We start from the raw sequence: 20461 nt of genomic DNA, 5'->3' as shown, positions 1-20461 counted from the left end.
GTAAGTAACATTAACATACAGGAGAGACGAATGACCCCCACCCCTTCATCCACCCAAATGATGCCCCGCATGGGCTGGTTTGCCCGAGGAACGGCTTGGCTGGACGAGCGCGGCAAAGGCGCTTGGATTGCCGCAATGGTACTTGGGTTCGTTTTCGTGTGGCCCGTTGGCCTTGCTATTCTTGGATATATGATTTGGAGCAAACGCATGTTTAATTCTTCTTGCCGCAGCCGTGCCATGACGCATCGCCGGTCCCACAGCTTCCACACCTCGGGCAACACCGCGTTCGACAGCTACAAATCCGACATGCTGAAGCGCCTTGAAGACGAGCAACAAGCGTTCGAATCCTTCCTAGAACGCCTGCGCGACGCCAAAGACAAATCGGAATTCGACTCGTTCATGGACGAGCGCGCCGAAGCTGCGAAAACCAGCGAAGACGCCTAAGATACCTTGCCGCGCCCTATATACTGGGGCGCGCTTCCCCCCTTTAATTTCAGGAGAACATCCCCCATGTCTTTCACCATGAACGACAGCTACGACGCCCTTCCCGACCCGGTGATGCAGCCCGCCTTTTATGACGGCGTGAGCCTGAAACGCCTGCTGGCTTGGGTTGTGGATACCGTGCTGATTGGGGTGATTGCCGCAATCGTTGCCAGCATCCCGTTGTTTTTGTTGTGGTTCATTTTCCCATTGGTGTTTCTCGTGGTGTCGCTGATCTACCGAATTGGCTCGATACAGGCGTTTTCCGCCACGCCGGGCATGCGACTGTTCAACATTGAGCTGCGCAATCACCATGGACAGCGCCTTGAAGGCTCGGAAGCCGCAATACACACGGTTAGTTTCATGGTGGCCAGCGCGTTCTTTATCCCGCAGGTGGCCTCGGTCTTTATGATGTTGATGAATGGTCGCGGCCAAGGATTGCATGATATGTTCACCGGCGTTGTTGCGATTAACACTCCAAGCCGAAATTGAGCAGTTTTGACCCGGTGTTAATGCCATTTTAACGGCACATAGGGTCCCTTAGGAAAAAGCAATTGTGAACCGCTGGGGGCGTGATACCCTCAGTGGCAATTGACTGCACTTGAGGTTCCATGCGCCATACTTTGCCCATTGCCCCCCAGTTCTACGTTACGGCCCCACAGGCCTGCCCGTATCTGGACCGCCGCCGTGAACGCAAACTGTTCACAGCGTTGCAAGGCGAGCATGCCAATACCCTCAATAACACCTTAAGCAAGCAAGGTTTCAGGCGGTCGCAAAATGTGCTGTACCGCCCCTCCTGCGCTGATTGCTCGGCCTGTCTATCTGCCCGCATTCGGGTGGCGGATTTCCTGCCGACCCGCAGCCAACGCCGGTGCACTAAACGCAACCAGATGCTAGAGCGCGAAGCGACCTCTCCTTGGGCGACGGAGGAGCAGTATGAGCTGTTTCGCCGCTATCTTGATTCACGCCATGCCGATGGTGGCATGGCCGATATGGATGTGTTCGAATTCGCCGCCATGGTTGAGGAAACGCCGGTCAAAAGCCGGGTGATCGAATACTGGGATAGATCCGGCGACACCCCCAAATTAATCGCCACCTGCCTGACCGATGTCCTCGATGATGGCCTGTCTATGGTGTACTCGTTTTACGACCCAGACTGGGCGCGTAACTCATTGGGAACATTTATAATTCTTGACCATGTTCGGATCGCGCAGGAGGCCGGATTACCCTATGTTTATCTGGGGTATTGGGTCCCTGGATCTCCTAAAATGGGATATAAATCCGGCTTTTCCGGATTGGAAATTTTTCGGGAATCGAAGTGGCAAAAACTGACTTCTGAAGAGGATTACAGTGTGGATACGCACCCCTTGTCAGTCGATCCGATCGCCGAGCAGGTCGCGCGCATCAGCCTGCCCGACACACGGGCCCCTAAGGCCTAATGCTCCATATATCCAGCTTCGCCATCGTGGTCCCCGAGTACGATGAAGGCCTTGATTTCTATGTACATCGCCTAGGGTTTTCGCTCATTGAAGACACGGACATGGGCCATGGAAAGCGATGGGTTTTGATCGCCCCGTCGCCCGATGCACAAACCAGAATTCTCTTGGCAAGAGCGGATGGGGACCGCCAAAAAGCATCAATAGGCACTCAAACCGGAGGGCGCGTTGGGTTTTTCTTACATAGCGACGATTTTGATGCTGACTTTTTACGCTTATCCACCGCTGGCGTGGAGTTTGAGGAAGCGCCACGTAATGAGGTTTATGGAAAAGTTGTCGTTTGGAGGGACCCTTGGGGCAATCGCTGGGATTTAATGCAACTAAAGGATCATCCACCCGATTAAGGTTAATTAACCAAGAGGGCCCCGCCGTTGCGTATCCAATTCTTCAACTCGACGCGCCAGAGCATCATTATCTAAGATTTTAATACCCTCTTTTGACATTTCAATAATCTGCCGATCCCGAAGATGCCCTAATTCCCGATTTACGGTCTGGCGCGAACACCCGACAACATTGGCCAAATAGGTTTGAGTGTGGCAGAAAACTGCATCCGGCGCAGATAGCTTCTCCAGATAAAGGCAAACCTTTTGTTCAACTGAGCAAAACTGGTCGATGGACTTGTACTTATTGTCATGGCAAAAATCATGATAGACGGAAATAGCAAAATTCCTAACAAAAACAGTAGATTGCAACAACTTATCCAAGAGAGATATCGGGCAAAATAAAATCTCGCTCTCCCCCAGTGACGTACAAGTTGCAGAGCACAGCTCGCCTGAAATGGCTTCTACCGCGCCCATAATTTGGCCGGGAATAGAGTGGTAAATGATGGAGTGATGGCCGCCAACGCAAAGGTAGCCAATTTGGATCTCCCCTTTTCCAACAAGAAACATCCCCGTCGCTGCCTCACCTTGGCTTAAGACAACACTGTCCCTCCTGTAAGTTTTCAGGATGCATGAGTTAAGAAACGCAGCTTTTTCTATTTCAGAAAAGCCACGTAAAATTTCCGCATCTAAAAGATGGGGAAAGCGCGTTGAGTTATTCAAGAGATTCGTTTCACTGTATAGCTGTCGACTGGTTACGTTAGATATTTTCTATAATTCACGGGTCACAGGGGTAAAAGAGCACTCGTTAACATACTGACTTATTTTTAAGCAGATGATTTTAACATTCTTGTCGCTTTGACGACATGCACCAACGTCAACTAACGATTTTTTCTGTGGATAAGTATCGAAACAGAGACCTACAGACCTATCATTGTTAGAAAAATTTAATTTCCAATTAAATTCGGCAGGATTGTTACCACCGAGGGGAATAATGCCAGCAATGCAAGTGCCCCCATTTGAATCAGCACGAAGGGGATGATTCCCCGGTAGATGTGCCCGGTTGTGACCTCTTTGGGCGCAACACCACGCAGATAGAACAGTGCAAACCCGAATGGCGGCGTCAAGAATGAGGTTTGCAGGTTCACCGCAATCATGATCGTCACCCATTTCGGATCCATCGTCCCACCATAGATAACCGGGCCAACAATCGGGATGACGATGTAGATAATCTCGAGGAAATCCAGCACGAACCCCAGCACGAAGAGCACCAGCATCACCATGATGAAGACTTTCACCTCATTGTCGATGCTTTGTAGGAATTGCTGGATATAATGCTCGCCGCCAAATGAGATCACCACAAGGTTCAGCAGTTGCGAGCCGATAAGGATGGTGAACACCATGCTGGTCACCTTGGCCGTTTCGCGCACGATGGGGCTGAGAACGCCGTAATTCCACAGCACATAGCACGAGTACAGCAAGCCAAATATCGCGAACAAATAGGCGGCTTGGGCGACCAGGAAGGCCATCATATTCTCGAAGCTCACCTGCTCGATGTTGACACGAAGATCGAAATTCACACCGACAAGGATCATCAAGATGATCGCAAAGGTTGTCATCAACACAATGCGTCCCGAGCGGCCCTCGTCTTGCAAGCGACGGTAGGCGGCCAGCATGATTGCGCCCCCTGCCCCAAGTGCCGCGGCGGGCGTCGGATTGGTGATGCCCCCAAGGATCGAGCCAAGCACCGCAATGATCAAAACCAGCGGTGGAAAGACCACACGGATCAAGTCGTTACGCCCCAATATGCCAGCCGCATGCTTCGCGCCATAAAAGATCATCCCCATGGGCACAATCATCAGCAGAAACGTGGTGCCCGGCGTACTTAGCGGTGAAACCAGAAGTGTATCGACCAACATGGCCAGCACAATGCCGCCAAATCCGACGATAATCGGCAGCGGGTTGGCAGAGGGCGACACGCCGCGCGCCACAGCAAACATCAAAGAGAACAGCAACAAGCCCATGGCGATGCCCGTCCCGATTGGGGCAGCGGCCCCAACTTTGACCTCAATGGCAGCGGCTAGCTCTTCCTCGGTCAGCTTGACCGATTGGGTCACCCCGCCAGCCGCATCAATGGCGGCCTGCTCAGACATGGCAAAATCCCATGCCTCTTGGCCGTGCAACTCGATCATCGCACCCGCACATTGCTCAGACACATTGGTGCGTAACGAGGCCGTTTGACCCGCGTCAGAGAAGCTGTCCACATGGACATTTTGCGTGCCGATAACATTGACCTGCATCAGCAAAATCAGGCCTGTAATCAACCCGATCGGGGCAAATAAGAACCACGTCAAAGCCTCGGACCGGCGCACCGGCTCTCCGGTGGGTTCGCCCATCTGTACGGCGGGCGCCTTGGACGGGTTTAAGACCGCATAGCCAAATGCATAGAGCGCATAGAGCACCGCCAGCAACACGCCGGGCAAAAGTGCCGCTTGGAACAAGGTGCCAACGGAAACCACCGCAGGCTCTCCCAGATAGGTTAACGCATCCGAGCAGCCAACCTCTTGGGCACGGACCTCTTGGGCGGCGGAGTACAAATCCCCCGCCAAGGTGCCCAGTAGCACGATCACAATCGAGGGCGGAATAATCTGGCCCAAAGTGCCGGACGCGGCGATGACGCCGGTGGCCAGCTCGGGCGAATAGTTATGCTTCAACATGGTTGGCAACGACAGCAAGCCCATGGTGACCACCGTGGCCCCCACAATGCCCGTGGACGCAGCCAAAAAGGCCCCGACCAACACCACCGAGACGGCCAGACCGCCGGGCAACGGCCCAAAGACCCGCGCCATAGTGGTCAGCAAATCATTGGCAATCTTGGAGCGTTCCAACGTGATGCCCATCAACACGAACATCAGCACGGCCAGCAATGTTTCGATGGATGCGCCAGCCAGCACGCGCTCGTTGATCCGGTTCACAATGAACGAGACGTTGCGGTTCAGCGCGACTTCCCAGCCTTGCAAAAACACCGGCTCGGCCAGTCGCGGTAAATCGGGGTATCGGAAGGTGGATATGGTTTCCGGTTTAAACCCTTCGGCAATCAGCGCGGCGTATTCCACGGTGCCAGTATCAATCGCCTGATGGATCAACAGCCCACCCGCATCTAGAGCCGAGATAATAGAGAAGGAAATAACCGCCGATCCACCGATGGCGAATGCCACGGGAAAGCCCGACAGGATGCCACCAAAGAGGCAGAGAAAAACGATGATAAGGCCGATCTCGACGCCATCTAATCCGAAAAGCATGTGTCCAGCCCCTTAGTGTATGTTTGCTGCCAGCTCGGCGTCCGCGTCGCCCAGCACGTCTTTATCGAGGTATTTACCCTCGCTTGATGGGCCTTCTTTGCGCTCCAGATAAGACCGCATGAAGAAGGCTATTGCTTGCATGAACACCATGGCGGTGAAGGTGCAGAGCAGAATTTTGAATAGGAAGTAGGCGTTGAAGCCGTTGGGCGAGAAGCCGATGGTCTCGATATTCCAGCGCAAGGCGCGCGCCTTAAGCATCAATTTTTCCAGCGAGTTTGACGCCGCAGGGTTTGGCACCACCAAGTGACGCCACATGAAGAACCAGCCATAGAGCCATGTGAGCACCGCCACAGGCATCATGAACAAAACCGAACCGACCATGTCGATGGTCTTTTTGGTGCGGTAACTGACGGCAGAATAGACCAGATCAACGCGCACATGCCCCCCCTGCACGAACGTGTAAGTCACGCATAAGGCTACCACTAAGGCATTGTAAAGTTTCAATTCTTCGGCCCACCAACTGATGTCCATAGAGAAACTCATGCCGAATCCAATGGAGATTTCAGCCCGCGCAAAGATGCGCTGCATAAAGATGATGACGATTTGCTGCATGACCATCAAAAGGCCAGCCCAAGCAGCGATGCGGCCAACCCCGTTGGCAAAGCCCTCCAGCAGGCGCACGCAACCCCACATGAAGTTGTTGCGCCACATGCCAATGGCCACGAGGACAAGAAATGTAGTGAAAACGACAAAGAAAAACTCGATTGAGGCACCATAATAAATGAAGCGCATCAACGATTGCTTGTGCTCGGTCGTGGGCAAAGTTTGGTTAATATAGGGCAGCCACGACAGCCACGACGACGGGTGCGTCAGGGCGTATCCCAGATTGTAGAACGACGTGGCGATATTGGTGATGAACCAGACGAAAGCGTCTAGCATAGCGTGCCCCCCCAAACGACCGGTGCAAGACCGATAGTCGCCAAAACTCCCCTTGACGACAAGAATAGATAGTCGCTTCGGCCTGCATCGTGCTTTGCAGGCCGAAGTATTTTAGATCAACATCTTATGAGATGATCTTAATGTTACCCCAGAACCCGGTCACGCTGTGTGCGGTACGCGCCTTCTGCCTTTTGGATCCAGCCGGAAGAGGCTTTCAAGGACACCTGATAGTCATCATAGATCTTCTTATAAAGCTCGTCGCCCATGTTCTCGGCGTGAACTTCTTCAGACGCTTTACCAAACGCATCCCAAACAGAATCCGGGAATTCCAGAACCTTAACGCCAGCCGATTGCAGACGTTGCAACGCGGCACCGTTGTTGTTGAGGAATTGCGCAAGGTTCCATTGATGGGACTCGGCGGAAGCAACCTCGATGATTTTCTGGTGCGCTGGTGACAGCGACTCGAAAACTTCGCGGTTAACAGCAATGGACAGGCCAGCACCCGGCTCGTGGAAACCGGCAGTGTAGTAGGTCTTGGTGATCTCTTGGAAACCAGCTTTTTCGTCCGCCCATGGGCCGATCCACTCGGTGCCGTCAATCGCGCCGGAGGCCAGCGCTTGGTACACTTCGGAGCCGGGCAGGTTTTGCACGGATGCACCAAGTTTACCCAAGGCTTTGCCGCCCAAACCGGGCATACGGAATTTCAGACCATTGAAGTCTTCCGGGCCATTGATTTCTTTGCGGAACCAGCCACCGGCCTGTGCGCCAGTGTTCCCAGCTAGGAAGGATTTCAGGCCAAAGATTTCGCCCAGCTCATCGTGCAAAGCCGCGCCATTGCCGTGGTAGTACCAGTTGGCCAGCTCTTGTGCTGTCATGCCAAATGGCACGGAGGTGAAGAAGGCATAGCCCGGGTGCTGACCAACGAAATAGTAGTCCGCGCCGTGGTACATATCGGCCTGACCAGAGGTCACAGCGTCAAAGACTTCGAACGCGCCAACCAGCTCGCCCGCCGCTTTCACGTCCACGGTCAAATTGCCGTCGGACATGGCGGTGATGCTGTCGGCTGCGTGTTGTGCGGCGTCAAAAACGCCCGCAAGCCCGCGGCCCCATGTTGTGACCATAGTCAGGGTACGTTTGCCCTGTGCATAAGCCGGTGCAGCCAATGCGGTCGTTGCCACTGCTGCGGTGCCGCCAAGTGCGGATGTTTTCAAAAATGAACGACGATCCATAGATGTCTCCTCCCAAAGGTATTTTGCCATGCGCAGGTTTCCCCAGCCGTCATGGCCGATCGTTTCAAGTAGAGAGACCTTAGGTGTGCTTTTCCGGAAGCTAAATACCCATGGCTGGGTATTTGGCGCTATTTCCTTGCGAAACAGTCGATTTATGCGAGATAATTAGCGAATTGGCCTGAAATACCGCCTTAGGGGAGGAGCGGATCACCAGATGGCACAGTCCTGGAGCCAAATCCGCACGCGACTTGCGTTGACCTACCGGCAAAAGATATTTTTGCTAACCGCCCTGCCCTTGATCTTGGCGGTGGCGGCCATCTCCGCCGTGGTCACAGTGCAATCACGGCAATTGGCAGAGCGTGAAATTCGCGGCCTCGAAACCGAGTTGATCGAAGCCAAGAAAGCCGAATTGAAAAACTACATCTCACTGGCGCGCACCGCGATTGGGGCGGTCTATGGTCATGCCGCCCCCGATGATGAGGCCGCCAAGCTGAAGGTCACGCAGATCTTAAGTGCCATGATTTATGGGCAGGACGGATTTTTCTTTGTCTATGATTACGATGGGAAGAACTTGGTTTCGCCGCGCCAAACCTATCTGATCGGGGCAAATTGGCTGGGGTTGCGGGATCGGAACGGGGTTCCCGTTGTCGACAAGATCATCGACATCGCGCGCTCGGGAAGTGGATACCACAGCTATGACTGGGCCAAACCCTCTAGCGGAGAGACCGCGCGCATGGTGGTTTACGTCGCTGGGCTGCAAGACTGGAAATGGGCTTTCGGCACCGGAATTTTCATTGATGATGTGTTAACCACCGTAGCCGCCGCGCGCGCGCAAACCGAAGAGCGCGTTCAAAAGACGTTCATTTACATCGTGATGATCACCTTGCTTGCCCTGTTAGGCGTTTTTGTCGCCGGACTGGCGCTGAACCTGCACGAGCGACGCCTTGCAGATGCCAAATTACGCGCCCTGACCGAGCGTATTATCGACACCCAAGAGGAAGAACGCGGGCGTGTCGCGCGAGAACTGCATGACAGCATCAGCCAAATTTTGGTCGGGATTCGTTACACGATGGAATTGGCAGCGCGTCGGGTTATCAATGGTGATCCGAAGGCCTCGACAAGCCTCGACAAGGGGATATCTGGCCTCAACGAAGCCATCCAGGAAGTGCGCCGCATCTCGGCAGACCTGCGCCCCGGCGTGTTGGACGACTTGGGTCTTGGCCCCGCGTTGAAGTCACTGATTGACGAATTTTCCAGACGCACCGGTATCGAGACGGATTTCCAGACCGTGGTGTTTCGCAACCGGCTGGATAAAGATGCCAAAATAGCTTTGTACCGCATTGCGCAAGAAGCCCTCACCAATGTGGAGCGCCACGCAGAGGCATCGCATGTCTCGGTCGAGGTTTTCGGCCACCGCAAAGGCGCGACCATGCGCATTCAAGATAACGGCATAGGCATGTCTGCGCGCAAGCAACAAGACGCCATCGGCGGCCTTGGCCTGCGCAATATGCAAGAGCGAATGGACCAACTCAAAGGGCATTTCCGGATACTGTCGAGTGAAGATGGCACCGTTATTGAGGCCTCGGTGCCTCTGAGCCACTTGCTGTCACCCCAGAATATATCCCCCGATGCCACCCCCAACACCACCCCGAGGAAACGCGCATGAATGACAAGGGAAACAAGATGATTAGAGTCGTGATTGTAGATGATCACCCGATGGTGGCGGACGGCATTCGTGCCATTTTGGAGAGTTATGACGACATTGAAGTTGTGGCGACTTTGAGCAACGGGCAAGAGATCGTGGATCGCGCACAAGACCTAACCCCCGATGTGATTTTGCTGGACCTGAACATGCCGCAACTGGGTGGGCTTTCGGCCACGGAGATCCTGCTGGAGCAAAACCCGCAGACCCGCATTTTGATCCTGTCGATGCATGATGCACCCGAATATGTCTCAGCGGCGATGGCACATGGCGCCAGAGGATATTTACTCAAGGATGTGCCAACAGATAAAGTATACAAGGCAATTCAATCTGTTATGCGCGGGGAAACCTATCTCTGCGGTGGCGCGACGGCCTCGCTAGAGCCGCCAACCAGCGACGGGCGTGAACCCTTGACCGCACGCGAGCAGACCATTTTGTTGCAACTTGCACAGGGGCGATCGAACAAGGAAGTCGCGGCGGATTTGACCATCTCGGTTCATACGGTCGAGACCCACCGCAAGAATATCAAACGCAAATTAGGTATCAATTCCACCGCCGGACTAACGCGCTATGCGATGGAGCACGGGGTTTTGCAGGGCACCGGAGTGGCGTTTTAGGCGATCACCGCCAAGTGCGTTGCAACAGCTCAAACAGCGCCAGAATTTTGGGGCTATCTTTGCGTCGCGCGAGGGTGGCGAAGCTAAGGCAGGCCGGAACCGTGACCGAATTACAGACGGAAAGCCCAAAAGACTGCTGCTGATGGAGTGCAATTGAATCGCGGCACAGGCTTAGCCCCACCCCCGAGCGCACCATTTCAAGCATCGATGCTTCCTGATCAACCAGCGCGACGGTATTTTGCGTACAGCCATGATCCGCGAAAACCTTGGCAAGCAAGCGGTGGTGCGCTGACACTTCGGGCGTCCCGATCCAAGGAAGCTCCGCCAATTCCGGCCAACTTGTGCCCTCGATCCGCGACTGCCAGCCTGCGGGCGCGATAACCTTATAGGAAAATTCGGCCAGCTTTACCGCGAATAACTGCTCTTGCTGATCAAGATCATTGTGAACGATTTCCTCAGGGCTGCTCAGGTAAAACCCCGCATCAATCTGACCCCGCTCCAGCCGGTTGAGGTTCTCGCCGCTGACACCATGCACCAGCTCTGTCTCAATGTCGGGGTAGTCGAGCCGTATCTGGCTAAGCAGTTGACCCAAGCGAATAAATTCCGGATCAACAATAGTGCCAATAGTCAATTTCCCACTGACGCGGCCTGCGCGTTGGCGCGCGCAGCGGTGAAACTCTGCCAAAGCTGCCAACACTTGCTCTGCCTTGGCAATGAGGGCCGCGCCATCGCTTGTTACCTTCAAGCCGGAGGCCGAGCGGTTGAACAAAACGATGCCGGTCTCTTCGCTGAGCCTCTTTAACTGATGGCTGACCGCCGGTTGGGTCAGGTTTAACGCCTCGGCAGCGCGTGACACGCTGCCCTCGCGCACGACAGTTACAAAGGCTTGCAGGGTATTTATGTTCGAAAATCGCTCCATATAAATTTATTTAATATTGCTCAGAAGGATTCGTCATTAGCTTTGTGCACCCCGCACACCTAAAGCTTTGGGAACTGATGTTTTAGGGTCATGGGGGAAGTTGCGATGTTTGACTATATCGTTATCGGCGGTGGGACCGCTGGCTGTTTGATGGCCAACCGGCTGAGCGAAAATCCGGCCACGCGCGTGTTGCTGCTTGAAGCCGGAAAACGTGACACCTACCCGTGGATCCACATCCCCGTGGGCTACCTCTATAGCATCGGTAACCCGCGGGTTGACTGGATGTATGAGACCCAGCCGGACAAGGGTTTAAACGGGCGCAGCCTGCGGTATCCGCGCGGCAAAGCCTTGGGTGGCTGCTCCTCGATCAACGGGATGATCTACATGCGCGGCCAAGCGCGCGATTATGACAATTGGGCCAAATTAACCGGCGAAGAGGCATGGAACTGGGAAAACTCCCTGACGGATTTCAAAGCCCATGAAGACCACTACAAACTTGACGATGGTGCCGACCCGCAGACCGGCGACAACAGCCGGTTTTCCGATATGCACGGCCATGGCGGCGAGTGGCGGGTCGAGAAACAGCGGCTTCGCTGGGACGTCTTGGACAGCTTTGCCGATGCGGTTGTGCAGACAGGCATCGAGCGCACGGATGACTTCAACAGCGGCGACAATTCGGGGGTCGGCTACTTTGATGTCAACCAACGCTCTGGCTGGCGCTGGAACACGTCCAAGGCCTTCTTACGCCCGGCCAAAACGCGATCAAACCTGACAATTTGGACAGAAGCGCAGGTTGAAAAACTGACCTTTGAGACCGGAGCAGACGGCAAACCGCGCTGTAATGGCGCTATGGTAAACCGCCAAGGGCAGTCGGTTTTGGCAGAGGCCACGCGCGAAGTGGTGCTTTGTGCAGGCGCAGTGAATTCGCCACAAATCTTGCAACTCTCGGGGGTTGGCCCCGCTAAACTGCTGAAATCTCACGGAATAGACGTTGTACTAGATGCGCCCTATGTTGGCGAAAACCTACAAGACCACTTGCAAATTCGCGCAGTCTTTAAGGTTAACGGCACGCGCACACTGAACACTTTGGCCAATTCGCTATTCGGGCAGGCGATGATCGGGCTGGAGTATGCGCTTAAGCGATCTGGCCCGATGAGCATGGCACCAAGCCAGTTGGGCGCTTTTGCCCGCTCCGACCCGAGCCGCGCCCATCCGAACCTTGAATATCACGTCCAGCCACTTAGCCTTGAGGCCTTTGGCGAAGACCTGCATGACTTCCCCGCAATGACTGTCAGCGTTTGCAATCTGAACCCGACAAGTCGCGGTCACTTGCGTATCGGCTCGGGGAATTTCCGCGATGCGCCGCTGATCTCGCCCAACTACCTTGATACGGATGACGACCGTAAAATCGCCGCTGAAAGCCTGCGCCAAGTGCGCCAGATCATGGCACAGCCCGCAATGAAGGAGTACGCGCCCGAGGAGTTCAAACCCGGTGTGCAATATCAAAGCGACGAAGAGCTGGCCAAACTGGCGGGCGACATTGCCAATACGATTTTCCACCCCGTCGGGACCATCAAAATGGGGCGCGATGAGGATGAGACCGCCGTGCTTGACCCGCATCTTCGCCTGAAAGGCGTTACCGGATTGCGCGTTGTCGATGCCAGTGTGATGCCCGAAATTACCAGTGGCAATACCAATGCGCCGACCCTGATGATCGCCGAAAAGGCCGCAGGCTGGATCTTGGCGGGGCAGTAGCAGCCTAGCTCTGCGGCGCCTTTGACAGCCGCCAATCGGCGCTCTTGATCGGGACAAAGGCCTCGATCGCGGCGCTGGCGATAACATGGGTTTGCGCGTTCTCGGGGTCGTGCACATCCAGCCCGCCCAAAACCCCGGTGACCTGCGCCCTGCCCCGTGGCAACTCGGCGGTTAAGGCGGCTATGTCCAACAACTCGGGCTTTTGCACGCCGATGGTGACTTGGACGCGCATATGCGCGTGCGCGATGCCAAGCGATTTGAACATAACAATAGAGGAATGGTGCAGCGCGTCGTGAATGGCGCGTTTGGCGGCCTTGGTATAGTCCATTCCGTACAGGTCGTTGCCGGTGCCCATCTCTAGAATAATGCGATGCTCCATCACGCCGCCTCCATGTCAAAACTGACCATGATGGCGACATTAACCATCACCGTGACACCCGAGCCGTCAGGCTTGGGGATGTCCAAACCGCCGTGTTTGACGGTGATTGACGGCTGGCCATAGGGAAAGATGTCCAACAGCTTGGACACATCCACGGCCTCGGGGTTTTGCGCGCCGATTTCAACCTCGATGATCATGTCGGATTTCTCGAACCCGAAGGCCTCGGCGAGGCTGACCGAGTTGTGCCACAGGGCGTCACGAATAGCGCGCGCGGCGGCCTCGGTATAATCGCGACGGCGCAGGGATGTGCCCATGCCAAATTCGTGGATCATGCGTGTCTTGGCCATGTGCCTCTCCCTTTAGGTCGTCACATAGGAGCGAATGTGGCCAGCAACTGCAAGCCGCATCACGAAGGTGCTTTGGGTTGGCCGAACATGATCAGATAAGGCCCTTCATCACGAACATGAAATTCGCGCTGATCATAGAACCGATCAAATGGTGCGGTCACTCGATCCTTTGGCAGTTGGGACAGCTTCGGCTCCAATTCGCGGTATAGCGCGTCCACATCATCGACATCTATATAGACCATCTGATTTGCAGCAGGCTCGGACAGGTAATCAGGTGTGCCGGTGACGATAATACGCAGGGCAATGTTGTCGCGGTATAAATAGGCATAATCCGGATCGCGCATTTCAGAACCGACAGAAAACCCCAAAACGTCACGAAAGAATGCAATCTCGGCATCAAGGTCCGCACAATACAGGAACGGGGTGATTTGGGTCATTTTCGGCATTTAAGGCCCCTTAGATTTCTATTTCTTCTGATAGTGACCGGATTGACGCAATAAAAATACAATAAAAATGCACTCAGAGACATAAAATTCAGACAATTGCCTGTTGACCCCCCTTTCGGGGCTGGTAATGTCAGCGCAGCAACGAAGGAGCGCTCAGCATGACCGATGTGGTCGTCATTCTAGAATATTGGTGCATGGGTCGGTAACGACACTCCATATCTGGAACCATGCGCCCCCGCCAAAACGGGGGCTTTTTTGTGAGCACAGGAAACGAGGACAGTACGATGGCACCTAAGCAAATGACCGGCGCGGAGATGGTGGTTCAAGCCCTGATTGACCAAGGCGTGGACACGGTATTCGGATACCCCGGTGGTGCCGTGCTGCCGATTTACGACGAGATTTTTCAGCAAAACAAGATCAAGCATATTCTGGTGCGCCACGAGCAAGGCGCAACCCATGCCGCCGAGGGCTACGCACGCTCTACTGGCAAACCCGGCGTTGTTTTGGTGACCTCTGGCCCCGGTGCCACGAATGCGGTGACGGGCCTGACGGATGCGTTGATGGACAGCATCCCGATGATCGTGCTGACAGGGCAAGTGCCGACCTTTATGATCGGCAATGACGCGTTCCAAGAGGCCGACACCGTTGGCATCACTCGCCCCTGCACCAAGCATAACTGGCTGGTGAAAGACACCAACGAGCTGGGCGATGTGATCCATCAGGCCTTCCATGTGGCCACCCATGGGCGCCCCGGTCCGGTTCTGGTCGACATCCCCAAAGACGTGCAATTTGCCAAGGGCACCTATGTTGCGCCCAAACAGGCCAAGACCAAGCATTATGCGCCCAAGGTAAAAGGCGATCTTGAGCGGATCACCGAGCTGGCCGAGTTGATGGAAACCGCCAAGCGCCCGATCATCTATTCCGGCGGTGGCGTGATCAACTCTGGTGACAGCGCGACGGCTTTGCTGCGGGATCTGGCCAAGGAAACGGGCTTTCCTATCACCTCGACCTTGATGGGTTTGGGCGCGTATCCGGCCTCTGGCGAGCAATGGCTGGGCATGTTGGGGATGCACGGGTTGTATGAGGCCAATATGGCGATGCACGGGTGCGATCTGATGATCAACATCGGCGCGCGCTTTGACGACCGGATCACTGGGCGCGTGGACGCGTTCTCGCCCGGCTCGAAGAAGGCGCATATCGACATTGATGCCTCCTCGATCAACAAGATCATCCACGTTGATGTGCCTATTGTTGGCGATGTTGCTCATGTGCTGGAAGACCTGCTGCGGATATGGAAATCACGCGGCCGCAAGACCCACAAAGAAGGCCTATCCAAGTGGTGGAAACAGATTGAAGAATGGCGCGCAGTGCGTTGTTTGGAATATAAAAACTCTGAAACTATTATCAAGCCACAATATGCATTGCAGCGCCTAGAGGCCCTGACCAAGCATCGCAAAGATCGCTTCATCACCACCGAAGTTGGCCAGCACCAAATGTGGGCCGCGCAATACCTTAACTTTGAGGAGCCAAACCACTGGATGACCTCGGGCGGCTTGGGCACAATGGGCTACGGCTTGCCGGCCTCTGTTGGCGTGCAAGTGGCGCATCCTGATGCCTTGGTGATCAATGTGGCTGGCGAGGCCTCGTGGCTGATGAACATGCAAGAAATGGGCACCGCGCGGCAGTATAACCTGCCGATCAAGCAGTTCATTTTGAACAATGAGCGCTTGGGCATGGTCCGCCAATGGCAGCAATTGCTACACGGCAACCGCTATTCGCATTCCTGGTCCGAAGCCCTGCCCGACTTTGTACTTCTGGCGCAGGCGTTTGGGGCCAAAGGCATCAAATGCACCGACCCTTCCGATCTGGATGACGCGATCATGGAAATGCTCGAGTTCGACGGTCCAGTGGTATTTGATTGCGGTGTCGAGAAGCACGAAAACCTGTACCCGATGATCCCATCCGGCGCGCCGCACAATGAAATGCTCATGGGCGACGACAGGGACGAGGACGCAATCGGGTCCACGGGCGCGGTGTTGGTGTAGTTTTATGCAAGACTTAAAGCGTGAGCTGCGCCGAGACCTATGCGCACTTCAAGAAAAGAGGACTTACTACTTACTCGGCGCATCAGGAGCCTGTTTAGCTTTTGGTATTAGCCAAATGAGAGAGCTTTACCCTACTCCAATCCATTGGATATTGATTGTATCCTTGGTAGCAGCCTCGGTTAGTTTTTTGTGTGGTATTAGAGCTTTGTCAAAGGATGAAACGACTATCCACGCTAACTGGTTCATGTTTGACGAGGCGAGTCAGGCGAATGCTCAAGGGTTGTCACATAAAGAATTCCGTCAAACCTTCGATAAAGTCATTTATGGCCCGCTCGGTCGATCAGCTGTACTTTGGAGACGATGGCAGATCGGGTTACTATTCTTTAGCGCCATGCTACTTCCACTCTGGAGGTTTTTGATCTGTGAAGGTTGCATGAGTGCACTTAAGTTTTCACAAGTTGCAACAATCCCCCCTGTTCTCACATCGGGAAACTGACAAATGTGGAACTGGATCACCTCCCTTTTCATAGCCACCCTGCCCCCCGCCGTGGTGCCGGATTTCGATCTGAACCGCGATGTGTGGCAACAAGAGCTGCGCTTCACGCAGGCAGCACAGGTTTGTGTCTGTGGCGCGGGCTGTGATGGGGCACCGGAGGGGGGCTATTTGGTGACCGCCACCGCCGCCAGCTCGGGAGAGGCGCAGGTGTTGCATTTCTCGGACCAGATCGAAATTGAGGGCGCGCCTGTCACCCTGCGACCCGCGAGCATTTGCCTCGACAAGCCAGCGCAAGAGCCTTTGCGCCTGACACTATTGACTAAAACGGGCTATCCGGCCAATTCTGGCACGCCCGTGATCGACATAAGATAGATAAGAAAGAGAGATCGCCATGCCGCCGCTCAAGATCAAAAAAGGCACGTCCAAGCATTCGGCCTATGACCTGAAAAACCCCAATGCCGACATCATTGAACGCCACACGCTGGCGGTTTTGGTAACCAATGAAGCCGGGGTTCTGGCGCGGGTTATCGGGCTGTTCTCAGGGCGTGGTTATAACATCGAAAGCCTGACCGTGGCCGAGGTGGATCACGATGGCCACCTGTCACGCATCACGATTGTGACGGTCGGCACCCCTGCGGTGATCACCCAGATCAAGGCGCAGCTAGAGCGCATGGTGCCAGTCCATGAGGTGCATGACCTCACCGAAGAAGGTGCCAGCGTCGAGCGCGAATTGGCGATGTTCAAGGTGTCTGGCACCGGTGACAAGCGTATCGAAGCGCTACGACTGGCTGAAATTTTCCGCGCCAATGTGGTGGATAGCACCTTGGAAAGCTTCGTCTTCGAGATGACGGGCCACTCTGAGAAAATCGACGCCTTCGCAGACCTGATGCGCCCGTTGGGGCTTGTCGAAGTTGCGCGCACAGGTGTTGCCGCACTTTCGCGCGGCAGCGCTTAGCAAGTTCCAGATCAAGGACGCAACACGGCCCCCACCCTTTGCCGAGGCAGATCAAACATTGGGCGGGGCCGTGAGCAGGCAGGGCCGTGCAATAGGCGGGGCCATGCAGTCAGGCCCTGCGCTATATCAGGCCTCGGGGATCAACCCGCCTTCAATCGCCGCCGTCATTTCTTCGTCGTCGATCACCCCGTCTCCATTCGTGTCAACAGCGCTGAACCCTTCCTCGGTTAACGTCGGATAGACGCCCAGCATCTCGGTGAAGGACACGACGCCATCGCCATCGCTATCCAGATCAGCCACCGCCGCAAAGCTGGCAGTCGCGGCGATTGTTACTGTGGTGAGTGCAATCAATGTGGTTTTCATCGGTTTTCTCCGTTCGGTTTGGGTAAGGCCCGATGTCTTATGGGCCGAGACCAGTGATGCATCATCCGGCACATCCCAAGCAGCCCCGACAGAAAATCGCCTGAAAATAGGCCAGTAGCTGCCATTTCCCAAACATGTCATCGGCGTCCATCTGCCTAAAAAGCAGGGGGCTCAAACTTGGGCGGCAATGCTCCGACGCGCCCGTTTTGTTTCGGCGGGAAGCCGAGCATAGGTCGCAGTGAGAAAAGAGTTGTCGCAGTGATACAAGCACTGCCCCCGCGAATCTGGAACCAATGGGGTATAGATCACCCAACTGAGAGGCCCTCAAATGACCACGGATTTGAATGCTGTCATCGCCCCGATTGAACACGCACGGGGACTGCCAAACGCCCATTACATTGACCAAACCACTTTTGCCGCCGAGAGCGAAGCAGTCCTGATGGGGACATGGGCGGGCTTGGCTGTGGCCGCAGATGTCCCCGAGAACGGCGACGCCAAGCCGCTGGAGTTTCTAGGCCTGCCGCTTTTGTTGATCCGCGATAAGGATGGCGTCGTGCGCGTGTTTCAGAACACCTGCCGTCACCGCGGCATGATCTTGGTCGCCGAGCCGCGCAAGATCGAAGGCGCAATCCGCTGCCCCTATCATTCGTGGTGCTACTCGACCAAGGGCAAGCTGGTGGCAACGCCACATGTGGGCGGTCCGGGGATGAATATGCACGAGGCGATGGACCGCGACACCCTTGGGTTGATCGAGATCCGCAGCCACATTTGGCGCGACGTGGTGTTTGTAAACATCTCGGGCGCGGCCGCCCCGTTTGAGGAGGTTCACGCCGAACTGATCGCCCGTTGGTCCGAGGTCGACCAGCCCATGTATCATGGCGGGGCCGACAGCCGATTTGAGCTGAGCCTGACGACAAATTACAAGCTCGCGGTCGAGAATTACTGCGAAAGCTACCACCTGCCATGGGTCCACCCCGGCCTGAACAGCTATTCGCGCCTTGAGGACCACTATAATATTAACGTACCGGACAAATACTCGGGTCAAGGCACGCTAGTGTATCGCCAGTTTAAGGGTGAAAACGGCGAACGCTTCCCCGATTTTGCCGGTTTGAGCGAGCAATGGGATGAAGGTGCCGAATACATCACTGTCTATCCGAATGTGCTGCTGGGCGCGCAGCGCGACCATGCGTTTGCGATTATTCTAGAGCCAAAATCCGTTGATCAAACGGTTGAGCATATCCACCTCTACTATGCCGCCCCGCAGGTGAATGACGATATGCGCGCCAAGAACACCGCACTGTGGAAAGAGGTATTCGAGGAGGACATCTTCGTGGTTGAGGGGATGCAACGGGGGCGCTACGGGCCGGGGTTTGACGGCGGCAGGTTCAGCCCCGCCATGGACGGGCCGACCCATTGTTTTCACGCTTGGGTGGCAAATCGCATACTGGAGCACCAGAAAGCACATACCGTGGCGGCTGAATGAGCATTCTGGACGGGCAGCTTTTGGCGGCCCATGCCGCCAATAACCTCTCCGACTTGATTGCGCTCTACGAGCAAGCCTCGACGCAAGCCAAAACTCCCGTCGCCAAGGGCTTCTACCTAACCCACGCCTTCATCTTCGCGCTTGAGGCCGGCGATAAGCGCGCAGCAATGCTGCGCCAAAGGCTTGCCAGTATGGGGCGGATTTAATTGGCTTTCTTGCGCGCAATTACGAACCAGCCAAAGCATTGCAACTCCGACGAGCCGCGGTCCATGCGCGGACCGTCTTGGGCGGCCAAAAGGCGCGCGTTAAGGCGCAAAAGCTGCGATAAAATGACCGTCAACGGGCCGCGAAACCCCGCCTTATAGGTCTTGCGGGTCCGTGCCATACGGCCAATTTCTTGATCCAGAAAATCGAAATACCCACCGTTTGGCGTTAGCTCTTCGATCTCGAAGCCAAGGCGATCTAGGTGCAACTCATAGAAATACCGCGAAAATCCGGTGCAATAATGATAAGGTGAAAAGTGAGTGAGGGAGTTGAACGGCGCGGTCAAAATCATCCGGCCACCGGGTTTTGTCAAACGCGCCATTTTCTCGACCGCGCGCACGGGATCAACCACATGCTCCAGAACTTCCGAGCAAAAAACGCTGTCGAATTGCCGGTCCTCGGGAATGTCATACAGGTCGCACACAAAATCCAACTCCTGCGTGTCCCAGACTTTGGTGTGCAAGCCAGAGCCATCTCCGGAGCCGTCATATTCAGCAATATCTTGCGCCAGATAGTCCAAATGAGCGCAATGTTTTTTGTAGGCGCACTCCCCTGCCCCGACGTCTAATAAAGACGAGCTTTCAGGCAAGGCTTCCAATGTCTTCCCGATCCACGCCTCGCGTGCTGCTTGATTTTTGATCCGTGCCATGGGGCCTCCACTTCTTTTGAATGTTATGGCCCAGTTGGAATGTTTTAGCCAGCGGTTGAGGGATGCAAATCAATATGGCGTGCGCCGCAGGCGCTCCTTTAGATCAGACCACGCTCAATAGAAAAAAGGCCCCTTCTGACGAAGGGGCCTAGGTTCACTGATCAGGCTCATCGTTGTTACCGCCCGTAGTTTTTTTGCCTGCGGCCTGATCCGTGTCAGAAGCGAGCGCACCCGCTTCGGAACTCTGGCGCGTCTTCCGCAGGAAAACGTGCCGT

General features: G+C 55.1%; 22 protein-coding genes. 12 read left to right on the top strand and 10 right to left on the bottom strand.

Annotated elements, in window-relative coordinates; all coding sequences use genetic code 11:
* Positions 1–30 precede the first annotated feature (30 nt).
* From AC3Y7R_RS02555 to AC3Y7R_RS02540, 4 genes are all read left to right on the top strand, one after another.
* Entirely contained in the window at positions 31–444 is a 414-nt protein-coding gene (locus AC3Y7R_RS02555) for a DUF2852 domain-containing protein (protein ID WP_490040437.1), read from the top strand.
* 66 nt (positions 445–510) lie between these two features.
* A complete protein-coding gene (locus AC3Y7R_RS02550; RefSeq protein WP_490040436.1) occupies positions 511–972 on the top strand; it encodes an RDD family protein in 462 nt (153 codons plus the stop codon).
* Between the two features lie 119 nt (positions 973–1091).
* Positions 1092–1919, top strand: a complete 828-nt coding sequence (locus AC3Y7R_RS02545) for an arginyltransferase (RefSeq protein ID WP_490040435.1) — start codon at positions 1092–1094, stop codon at positions 1917–1919.
* A complete protein-coding gene (locus AC3Y7R_RS02540) occupies positions 1919–2320 on the top strand; it encodes a VOC family protein (protein ID WP_490040434.1) in 402 nt (133 codons plus the stop codon). The genes AC3Y7R_RS02545 and AC3Y7R_RS02540 overlap by 1 nt, the downstream gene beginning before the upstream one ends.
* 6 nt (positions 2321–2326) lie before the next feature.
* Here AC3Y7R_RS02540 and AC3Y7R_RS02535 read toward each other — a convergent pair whose 3' ends face one another.
* The 4 genes from AC3Y7R_RS02535 to AC3Y7R_RS02520 form a co-directional block, all read right to left on the bottom strand.
* Positions 2327–3019, bottom strand: coding sequence for a Crp/Fnr family transcriptional regulator (locus tag AC3Y7R_RS02535; protein ID WP_490040433.1), 693 nt, complete (start codon positions 3017–3019; stop codon positions 2327–2329).
* Between the two features lie 224 nt (positions 3020–3243).
* Positions 3244–5598 carry a TRAP transporter large permease gene (locus AC3Y7R_RS02530; protein ID WP_490040432.1) on the bottom strand — a complete coding sequence of 785 codons (2355 nt, stop codon included), beginning with the start codon at positions 5596–5598 and terminating at the stop codon, positions 3244–3246.
* 12 nt (positions 5599–5610) lie between these two features.
* The gene (locus AC3Y7R_RS02525; RefSeq protein WP_490040431.1) at positions 5611–6537 is read right to left on the bottom strand and encodes a TRAP transporter small permease subunit; all 927 of its coding nucleotides are present in this window, start codon (positions 6535–6537) and stop codon (positions 5611–5613) included.
* 143 nt (positions 6538–6680) lie between these two features.
* Positions 6681–7766 (bottom strand): TRAP transporter substrate-binding protein, encoded by a 1086-nt coding sequence (locus tag AC3Y7R_RS02520; protein WP_490040430.1) that lies wholly within the window; start codon positions 7764–7766, stop codon positions 6681–6683.
* Between the two features lie 214 nt (positions 7767–7980).
* On the opposite strand from AC3Y7R_RS02520, the gene AC3Y7R_RS02515 reads away from it, so the two are divergent.
* Entirely contained in the window at positions 7981–9432 is a 1452-nt protein-coding gene (locus tag AC3Y7R_RS02515) for a cache domain-containing protein (RefSeq protein ID WP_490040429.1), read from the top strand.
* Entirely contained in the window at positions 9429–10085 is a 657-nt protein-coding gene (locus AC3Y7R_RS02510) for a response regulator transcription factor (protein ID WP_490040428.1), read from the top strand. Before AC3Y7R_RS02515 ends, AC3Y7R_RS02510 begins: the two co-directional genes overlap by 4 nt.
* 4 nt (positions 10086–10089) lie before the next feature.
* On the opposite strand, the gene AC3Y7R_RS02505 is transcribed toward AC3Y7R_RS02510, so the two are convergent.
* Positions 10090–11004 (bottom strand): LysR family transcriptional regulator, encoded by a 915-nt coding sequence (locus tag AC3Y7R_RS02505; RefSeq protein ID WP_490040427.1) that lies wholly within the window; start codon positions 11002–11004, stop codon positions 10090–10092.
* Between the two features lie 105 nt (positions 11005–11109).
* On the opposite strand from AC3Y7R_RS02505, the gene AC3Y7R_RS02500 reads away from it, so the two are divergent.
* Positions 11110–12759: a GMC family oxidoreductase gene (locus AC3Y7R_RS02500; RefSeq protein ID WP_490040426.1), complete on the top strand. Its 1650-nt coding sequence runs from the start codon at positions 11110–11112 to the stop codon at positions 12757–12759.
* Positions 12760–12763: 4 nt separating this feature from the next.
* On the opposite strand, the gene AC3Y7R_RS02495 is transcribed toward AC3Y7R_RS02500, so the two are convergent.
* From AC3Y7R_RS02495 to AC3Y7R_RS02485, 3 genes are read right to left on the bottom strand one after another with little or no spacing between them, the layout of a single operon-like run.
* Complete coding sequence (locus AC3Y7R_RS02495) at positions 12764–13141, bottom strand: Lin0512 family protein (RefSeq protein WP_490040425.1); 378 nt, start codon at positions 13139–13141, stop codon at positions 12764–12766.
* The gene (locus AC3Y7R_RS02490) at positions 13138–13485 is read right to left on the bottom strand and encodes a Lin0512 family protein (protein ID WP_490040424.1); all 348 of its coding nucleotides are present in this window, start codon (positions 13483–13485) and stop codon (positions 13138–13140) included. The genes AC3Y7R_RS02495 and AC3Y7R_RS02490 overlap by 4 nt, the downstream gene beginning before the upstream one ends.
* Before the next feature lie 59 nt (positions 13486–13544).
* Positions 13545–13931, bottom strand: coding sequence for a bleomycin resistance protein (locus AC3Y7R_RS02485; RefSeq protein WP_490040423.1), 387 nt, complete (start codon positions 13929–13931; stop codon positions 13545–13547).
* Positions 13932–14215: 284 nt separating this feature from the next.
* On the opposite strand from AC3Y7R_RS02485, the gene AC3Y7R_RS02480 reads away from it, so the two are divergent.
* The 3 genes from AC3Y7R_RS02480 (at position 14216) to ilvN (ending at position 17427) form a co-directional block, all read left to right on the top strand.
* Complete coding sequence (locus AC3Y7R_RS02480) at positions 14216–15976, top strand: acetolactate synthase 3 large subunit (protein ID WP_490040422.1); 1761 nt, start codon at positions 14216–14218, stop codon at positions 15974–15976.
* A 499-nt stretch (positions 15977–16475) separates the two neighbouring features.
* Positions 16476–16844 carry a hypothetical protein gene (locus AC3Y7R_RS02475; protein ID WP_490040421.1) on the top strand — a complete coding sequence of 123 codons (369 nt, stop codon included), beginning with the start codon at positions 16476–16478 and terminating at the stop codon, positions 16842–16844.
* Positions 16845–16863: 19 nt separating this feature from the next.
* The gene (gene ilvN / locus AC3Y7R_RS02470) at positions 16864–17427 is read left to right on the top strand and encodes an acetolactate synthase small subunit (RefSeq protein WP_490040420.1); all 564 of its coding nucleotides are present in this window, start codon (positions 16864–16866) and stop codon (positions 17425–17427) included.
* 126 nt (positions 17428–17553) lie between these two features.
* On the opposite strand, the gene AC3Y7R_RS02465 is transcribed toward ilvN, so the two are convergent.
* A complete protein-coding gene (locus tag AC3Y7R_RS02465) occupies positions 17554–17931 on the bottom strand; it encodes an EF-hand domain-containing protein (RefSeq protein WP_490040419.1) in 378 nt (125 codons plus the stop codon).
* A gap of 187 nt (positions 17932–18118) precedes the next feature.
* Between AC3Y7R_RS02465 and AC3Y7R_RS02460 the strand changes: the two genes are divergently transcribed.
* Complete coding sequence (locus AC3Y7R_RS02460; RefSeq protein WP_490040418.1) at positions 18119–19273, top strand: aromatic ring-hydroxylating oxygenase subunit alpha; 1155 nt, start codon at positions 18119–18121, stop codon at positions 19271–19273.
* Positions 19270–19479, top strand: a complete 210-nt coding sequence (locus tag AC3Y7R_RS02455) for a hypothetical protein (RefSeq protein ID WP_490040417.1) — start codon at positions 19270–19272, stop codon at positions 19477–19479. The genes AC3Y7R_RS02460 and AC3Y7R_RS02455 overlap by 4 nt, the downstream gene beginning before the upstream one ends.
* On the opposite strand, the gene AC3Y7R_RS02450 is transcribed toward AC3Y7R_RS02455, so the two are convergent.
* Complete coding sequence (locus AC3Y7R_RS02450; protein ID WP_490040416.1) at positions 19476–20186, bottom strand: class I SAM-dependent methyltransferase; 711 nt, start codon at positions 20184–20186, stop codon at positions 19476–19478. The two genes, AC3Y7R_RS02455 and AC3Y7R_RS02450, sit on opposite strands and share 4 nt — an antisense overlap.
* Positions 20187–20461 lie beyond the last annotated feature (275 nt).

This window comes from Litoreibacter sp. (assembly GCF_058136045.1).
The sequence above is the reverse complement of the archived record's forward strand: the minus strand, read 5'-3'. Positions and strand labels throughout refer to the sequence as shown.